Below are 6,906 nucleotides of genomic sequence, written 5' to 3'. Positions count from 1 at the left end.
TGTTCATTTTCCTTTAGAGCTTTAATAATCTGGCTCTCGCTAAACTTGCTGCTTTTCATGATGACAGTTTGAATTTAAAGTTAGTAAATTTGAATTATTAACTGTCCTACTTATGGGGAAGCCTACACTACAGCAGAACTATTACAAACTTTTTAAGGCCAAAACCGATTCTCAATACATTTTATTTACTTTATATTTCAAAAAAACACTCGAATTGAGACTTGTTTTAAGTAATCTAGTCAAAATTCACAACGGTTTTTTTAGAATATGTTCATATTCGAATTTAGGTATTCTCCAAGACGGGAATAAAACGACCTATTTGATAAAAGTCTAAAGTCAATAATAGTTATTACTGAATTATCTTCTGTCAGTATTTAAAAGAGTATTATTTTTACGGAAAATAAGAATTATATGAACATAAGTTCAGACCATTACAAAGGTCTTTTAGATCGCCTTGGCGCGTTGAGGAGGTATCTTTGACATTGATGCCAAATTAATAGAAATAGACAACGAGCAAGAAAAAACCTTGGCGCCTGATTTTTGGAACAATCCACAGGAAGCCCAAGCGCATATGAAATTTATCCAATCTAAAAAGCAATGGGTAGATGATTATAACGCTGCGGAAATCCTTATTGCCGATTTAGAAGTATTACTAGAATTTCTACAAGAAGAGGACGTCTCAGAAGAGGAAGTTGAACTTCAATACGAGAAAGCTCTGAGCACCCTTGAGAAAATGGAATTCAAGAATATGCTTTCAGAAGAGGGCGATGAACTGCCGGCAGTACTTCAAATAACTGCAGGGGCCGGTGGAACAGAAAGCTGTGATTGGGCTGCAATGCTCATGCGCATGTACATGATGTGGGCAGAAAAGAACGGCTATAAAATAAGGGAGCTCAATTACCAAGAAGGAGATGTGGCTGGTATTAAAACCGTTACGCTAGAAATTGATGGCGAGTTTGGCTTTGGTTGGTTAAAAGGGGAAAATGGCGTACATCGATTAGTGCGGATTTCACCCTTTGACAGTAATGCCAAAAGACATACCTCTTTTGTGTCTGTTTATGTGTATCCCTTAGTTGATGACAGTATAGAAGTTGATGTCAATCCTGCTGATATTACCATTACCACAGCAAGATCTAGTGGCGCTGGTGGTCAGAATGTGAATAAAGTAGAAACTAAAGTGCAATTGACGCACCACCCTAGTGGCATTCAAATTTCATGTTCAGATAGCAGAAGTCAACATGAAAACCGTGCTACTGCAATGAAAATGCTAAAATCACAATTGTACGAGATAGAGCTGCGCAAAAAAATGGAAGCGAGACAAGAAATTGAATCTTCAAAAATGAAGATTGAATGGGGTTCTCAAATTAGAAACTATGTTATGCATCCCTATAAGCTAGTAAAAGATGTAAGAACAGGTGAAGAAACAGGTAACGTCGATGCGGTTATGGATGGAGATTTAGATAAGTTTTTAAAAGCATTCCTGATGATGATGGGACAGAAAGAGGAAGAATGACCACTATTTTAACTTATTCTTATTGCTAAGAATATAGTTTTCATAATCGATTTAATTCCAATAACACAATAGCTTACAGAAACATGATTAAAATATACCACAATCCTAGATGCAGAAAATCTAGAGAAGGTCTTGAAATTCTTGAAAATTCTGGCAAGAAATTTGAAGTAGTAAAATATCTTGAAGATATTCCGACTAAGGAGGAACTTACATCTGTTATTAATTGTTTGGATATAAAACCTATTAATCTCGTTCGTAAAACTGAGTCTATTTGGAAAGAAAAGTTCAAATCACAGACACTATCTGATGTCGAGATAATTGAGGCCATGATAGCCTATCCAAAATTAATTGAAAGACCTATAGTGGTTAATGACAATAGAGCCGTGATAGGAAGGCCGGCAACTAAAATAGTTGCCCTAATTAATTAAGATGTTTAATACCCTATTAAATATCTTAACAAATAATTAACCAAATGCGGTTAAACCTAACTATAATTTTATAATCAAAGCACATGAAAAAAGTAATAAAATGCAGTATTATCAAGTTTTTTATTCTACTGTCAATTCTATTAGGAAGTTCTGAAATTTACGCACAGTACGGTTACGGTGGTGGCGGTGGCGGTTATGGATACGGAAGAGGACGAGGAGGTTATGGTAACGGAAGACAAAGAAATACCATTCCACAAGCTCAAGAAGCACCTAAAGCACCTGAACCAAAAACTGCTGAACAATTGGTTGATGGCGAGATGCCTTCGATTTCAAAAGCACTTGAGCTCAACGATTTTGAGCAAGCAGTATTAAGTTCTGTGCTTAAAAAATATGTTCAAGAGCGAATAGAGGCCCAAATATTACAACTCCCCCCAGAAAAAATGAGGGAGGTATATGATAAAATAACGAAAAAGCAAGATGAAGAATTGAAGGCTGGTTTGCCGCTAGATAAATACGAGGCCTTTGTAGCCTTACAAGAAGAGGGTGTTGCAAAAACCCTTAAGAAAAAGAAGAAAAAAGAAAAACGAAAGAAACGAAAAAACTAAATTAATGAAAAAACTTTTCCCTTTACTCCTAGTCCTACTATCAACTTTTCAATTCACGTATAGTCAAAGACCGGAAGAAGGAGGCCGGGGACAAGGTCCAATTGAAATCACTGGTAAAGTTCTTGAACAGGGAACAGATATTCCTTTAGAATATGCCACACTAGTACTTCAAAGTGTCAGTGATCCTAATAAAATTACCGGAGGTATTACTGATATTGATGGTAATTTTAACGTAGAGGCTGAACCCGGAAACTATAATGTAAGTATTGAATATATTGGTTATAGAACGATAAAAAAGCCTGAACAGTCCCTTATTAAAAACACGGATTTAGGTACGATTAAACTTTCCTTTGATGCTGCCGAACTCGATGCTGTAGAAGTCGTTGGTGAGAAAACAACGGTAGAAGTTCGGTTGGACAAAAAAATCTATAACATAGGAAAAGACCTCACCACGAGCGGTGCCACCGTAAGCGACGCATTAAACAATGTTCCATCCGTAAGTGTAGGTGTAGAAGGCGCCATAAGTTTAAGAGGGAATGAGAATGTTCGTATCCTTATCAATGGAAGACCCTCTGCGCTTGCTGGTTTTGGTTCAACTGATGCATTACGCCAACTTCCTGCAGATGCTATTGAAAAAGTAGAAGTAATTACGAGTCCGTCTGCACGATATGATGCTGAAGGAACTGCTGGTATTTTGAATATCATTTTAAAAAAAGAAAAAACATTGGGATTTAACGGTTCTATAAATACTACAATAGGCTATCCTGCCAATAGTGGTGTTAATGTAAATCTTAATTTAAGAACCGATAAATACAATATTTTCAACACAACCGGATACCGATACAGGGATGCACCTGGGAATGCTTTTTTTGAAAACACATATACCTCTGGAAATTTTGACCGTATATTAGAAGACAGGCAGTATAATAGATTGGATAAAAGTTTCAACACTAATTTGGGAATGGAATATTTTATTACGGAGAAATCTTCCGTAACAGGTAGTGTTTTCTACCGAACTTCAAAAGATGAAGATGTTACCGACAACACCAATCAACGTTTTAACAACGGTTCCTTAGCCAGTAGAACCTTTAGAAAGGAAAATGAAAACCAAGATGATGAAAATTATCAATTTTCATTGAATTATATAAATAATTTGGATGATGATGGTCAAAAGTTAACAGCAGATCTTCAATATTCTAAGGGTGATGAAACAACAATTTCTATCATTGAAGAAAATAGAACATTCCCGGATACCGATTTAATTGTACTCGAAAATGTTTTTGAGAATGAAAGCCAAAATGAATATTTGGCACAGATTGATTATGTTTTACCTATGGGCGATGCACAATTTGAAGCTGGTTATAGGGGTACTTTTAAAGAAGAGTTAACCAATTACCAATTAGACTCTCTGAATCAAGCTAGTGGTCAATTCGTTATTAATGAAAGTTTAACCAATAAATTCACCTATAACGAAAATGTAAATGCCCTTTACACACAGTATGGTAATAAATATGGAAAATTTTCAGTGCTATTAGGTTTACGATTAGAAAACACCCAATTGAAAGGACAGTTGGAATCAGAATATGACTCCGCTGAACTGGAGGAAGCCCTAGGTATAGATGTAGATGTTAATTTTGATAAAAACTATTTAGGACTCTTCCCTACCTTAAATATTATTTATGAATTAGCCGAAAACGAGAATATTTCCTTGGGATACAATAGGCGTATTAATCGTCCTCGTGGTTGGTTTATTAATCCTTTTCCTTCCAGATCCAGTAGAACAAATATTTTTCAAGGAAATCCAGATTTGAATCCGGCTTTTTCAAATGCTTTTGATATTGGTTATTTAAAACGATGGGATAAATTGACATTGACTTCCTCTATCTATTATCAAAGGGAAACGGATTCTTTTGAGCGTATACAGGAAACGACAGGACAGACTACTACGGATGGGATTGAAATAATACGCTCTATTCCAATAAACTTATCCACGGAAAATAGATATGGGGCTGAAGCCGGCATTATATATAATCCAGCAAAATGGTTGCGATTAAATTCAAGTTTCAATTTCTTTAAATTTTCATCTGAAGGTTTTTTTAATGGAATTGATTACAGCGCCGATAACACTAGTTGGTTCGCACGATTCAGTTCTAAGGTTACCCTCCCCTCTAAAATTGAATGGCAAACCAATACCTTTTATAGAGGTCAAACAGAAAATGCGCAAACCATTTCTAAAGGTATTTTATCAGTAAATTTAGCACTTAGCAAAGATATCATGAAGGACAATGGCACAATTTCATTGAACGTAAGTGATTTGTTCAATTCAAGAAAAAGAAGATCTTTTACAGAAACAGAATTCTTCACCTCTGATAGCGAGTTTCAATGGAGAGTTAGGCAAATAACCTTAGGGTTTATGTACAGATTCAATGAAGCTAAAAAACGAGAAAGAGGCGGAAGAAGCGGATATGGTGGTGAGGATGAAATTCAAGGATAATAAATTCTTGAATTCAAAGCATAAAAAAAGGAGCCAAATGGCTTCTTTTTTTATTTATAAATTTCGCTTTGCTTTTTTAGCGTCTCGCTTTTCTTTTATCAATTCTATAATGTTACCTCCCAACCAGTAAGGGACTACAAATAATAACAAAAACATCATTAACCAAAAACCTATCGTCAAAATGGTTAAGAAAGCTAAAAATCCTAAATATTGGTCAAATTCGAACATATCTTTATACGTATATTTTACAAAGATACCATAATCGAATTATTTTTTGCAAACGTTCAGTAAAATAAATTTTAGCATTACCAACAATCTTGTCACTATAAAAATAAATGTATACCTTATTTTTGAAGCTATTAAAACTAATTAACCTAAGATTCATTAAAATATAAATAGCATGGAGTTTAGAATCGAGAAAGATACTATGGGTAATGTAGAGGTACCCAAAGATAAATACTGGGGAGCACAAACCGAGCGCTCTCGAAATAATTTCAAAATTGGCCCTACAGCATCTATGCCATTAGATATCGTTTACGGATTCGCTTATTTGAAAAAGTCAGCGGCATATGCCAATTGTGAACTTGGTGTATTGGCTGCAGAAAAGAGAGATTTAATCGCACAAGTGTGTGATGAAATTTTGGAAGGTAAGCATGATAATCAATTTCCGTTGGTTATTTGGCAGACAGGTTCTGGCACTCAAAGTAACATGAATGTAAATGAAGTGGTCGCTAATAGAGCTCATGAACTTGCAGGCAATATAATTGGTGAGGGAGAAAAGACAATTCAGCCAAATGATGATGTCAATAAATCACAATCTTCAAATGATACATTCCCTACAGGAATGCATATCGCAGCCTATAAAAAAATTGTAGAGGTCACCATACCAGGGGTCTCCCAATTAAGAGACACATTACAAAAAAAGGTGAAAGAGTTTAAAGACGTAGTTAAAATAGGGCGTACACATCTTATGGACGCCACTCCCCTAACCTTGGGACAAGAATTTTCAGGATATGTCTCGCAATTAGATCATGGTTTAATAGCCCTAAATAACACCTTAGCACACCTCAGCGAACTAGCTCTTGGTGGCACTGCAGTAGGTACCGGACTGAACACGCCAGATGGTTATGATGTATTAGTCGCAAAATATATTGCAGAATTTACCGGTTTACCATTTATTACCGCAGAGAATAAATTTGAAGCATTAGCTGCTCATGATGCGATAGTCGAAAGTCACGGTGCTTTGAAACAATTAGCAGTTTCTTTGAATAAAATTGCTAATGACATTCGAATGATGGCTTCAGGCCCTCGCTCAGGTATCGGTGAAATCACGATACCAGCAAATGAGCCAGGTAGTTCCATTATGCCAGGCAAAGTGAATCCTACGCAATGTGAGGCCCTAACAATGGTCTGTGCTCAAGTTATGGGCAATGATGTAACGATTAGTATTGGTGGCACTCAAGGTCATTATGAATTAAATGTGTTTAAACCTTTAATGGCTGCCAATATTCTACAGTCAGCTCAATTGATTGGAGATGCTTGTATTAGTTTTGAAGAAAACTGTGCGGCTGGCATAGAGCCTAATCGTGAAGTCATTAAACAACTTCTTAATAACTCATTGATGTTGGTCACGGCATTGAATACTAAAATCGGTTATTATAAGGCTGCGGAGATTGCAAATACTGCACATAAAAACGGTACTACACTAAAAGAAGAAGCTGTCAATTTAGGGTATGTTACCGCCGAAGATTATGATGAATGGGTTAAACCAGAAGACATGGTTGGTAGTTTACCAAACTAAACCCGAAAAGCTTAGTTAAAAAAAATGGCGACCAAATTGGTCGCCATTTTTAAATTATACCTTTT

At 35.9% G+C, this 6,906-nt stretch carries 5 protein-coding genes; all 5 read left to right on the top strand.

What is annotated here, in order from left to right:
- Positions 1-411 precede the first annotated feature (411 nt).
- The 5 genes from prfB (at position 412) to fumC (ending at position 6,841) form a co-directional block, all read left to right on the top strand.
- Positions 412-1,513, top strand: a protein-coding gene (prfB, locus tag ES765_RS12670; RefSeq protein ID WP_138114694.1) for a peptide chain release factor 2 whose coding sequence is annotated in 2 segments (ribosomal slippage) — positions 412-477 and positions 479-1,513 — 1,101 coding nt in all. Because the reading frame shifts where the segments join, the coding sequence is not laid out codon by codon here.
- Positions 1,514-1,596: 83 nt separating this feature from the next.
- On the top strand, positions 1,597-1,941 hold the full coding sequence (arsC, locus tag ES765_RS12665; RefSeq protein ID WP_138114693.1) for an arsenate reductase (glutaredoxin): 345 nt from the start codon (positions 1,597-1,599) through the stop codon (positions 1,939-1,941).
- Between the two features lie 83 nt (positions 1,942-2,024).
- On the top strand, positions 2,025-2,546 hold the full coding sequence (locus ES765_RS12660; RefSeq protein ID WP_138114692.1) for a hypothetical protein: 522 nt from the start codon (positions 2,025-2,027) through the stop codon (positions 2,544-2,546).
- A 4-nt stretch (positions 2,547-2,550) separates the two neighbouring features.
- Positions 2,551-5,040 (top strand): TonB-dependent receptor domain-containing protein, encoded by a 2,490-nt coding sequence (locus ES765_RS12655; protein ID WP_138114691.1) that lies wholly within the window; start codon positions 2,551-2,553, stop codon positions 5,038-5,040.
- Positions 5,041-5,440: 400 nt separating this feature from the next.
- Positions 5,441-6,841 carry a class II fumarate hydratase gene (gene fumC, locus ES765_RS12650; RefSeq protein WP_138114690.1) on the top strand — a complete coding sequence of 467 codons (1,401 nt, stop codon included), beginning with the start codon at positions 5,441-5,443 and terminating at the stop codon, positions 6,839-6,841.
- Positions 6,842-6,906 lie beyond the last annotated feature (65 nt).

It is taken from the genome of Maribacter sp. ACAM166, assembly GCF_005771495.1.
In the GTDB taxonomy this organism is placed as follows: Bacteria; Bacteroidota; Bacteroidia; order Flavobacteriales; family Flavobacteriaceae; genus Maribacter.
The sequence above is the reverse complement of the archived record's forward strand: the minus strand, read 5'-3'. Positions and strand labels throughout refer to the sequence as shown.

What these genes read in the sequence shown, in the direction of transcription:
- arsC (WP_138114693.1), top strand. Translation starts at nt 1,597, where the DNA reads ATGATTAAAATATACCACAATCCTAGATGCAGAAAATCTAGAGAAGGT.
- ES765_RS12660 (WP_138114692.1), top strand. Translation starts at nt 2,025, where the DNA reads ATGAAAAAAGTAATAAAATGCAGTATTATCAAGTTTTTTATTCTACTG.
- ES765_RS12655 (WP_138114691.1), top strand. Translation starts at nt 2,551, where the DNA reads ATGAAAAAACTTTTCCCTTTACTCCTAGTCCTACTATCAACTTTTCAA.
- fumC (WP_138114690.1), top strand. Translation starts at nt 5,441, where the DNA reads ATGGAGTTTAGAATCGAGAAAGATACTATGGGTAATGTAGAGGTACCC.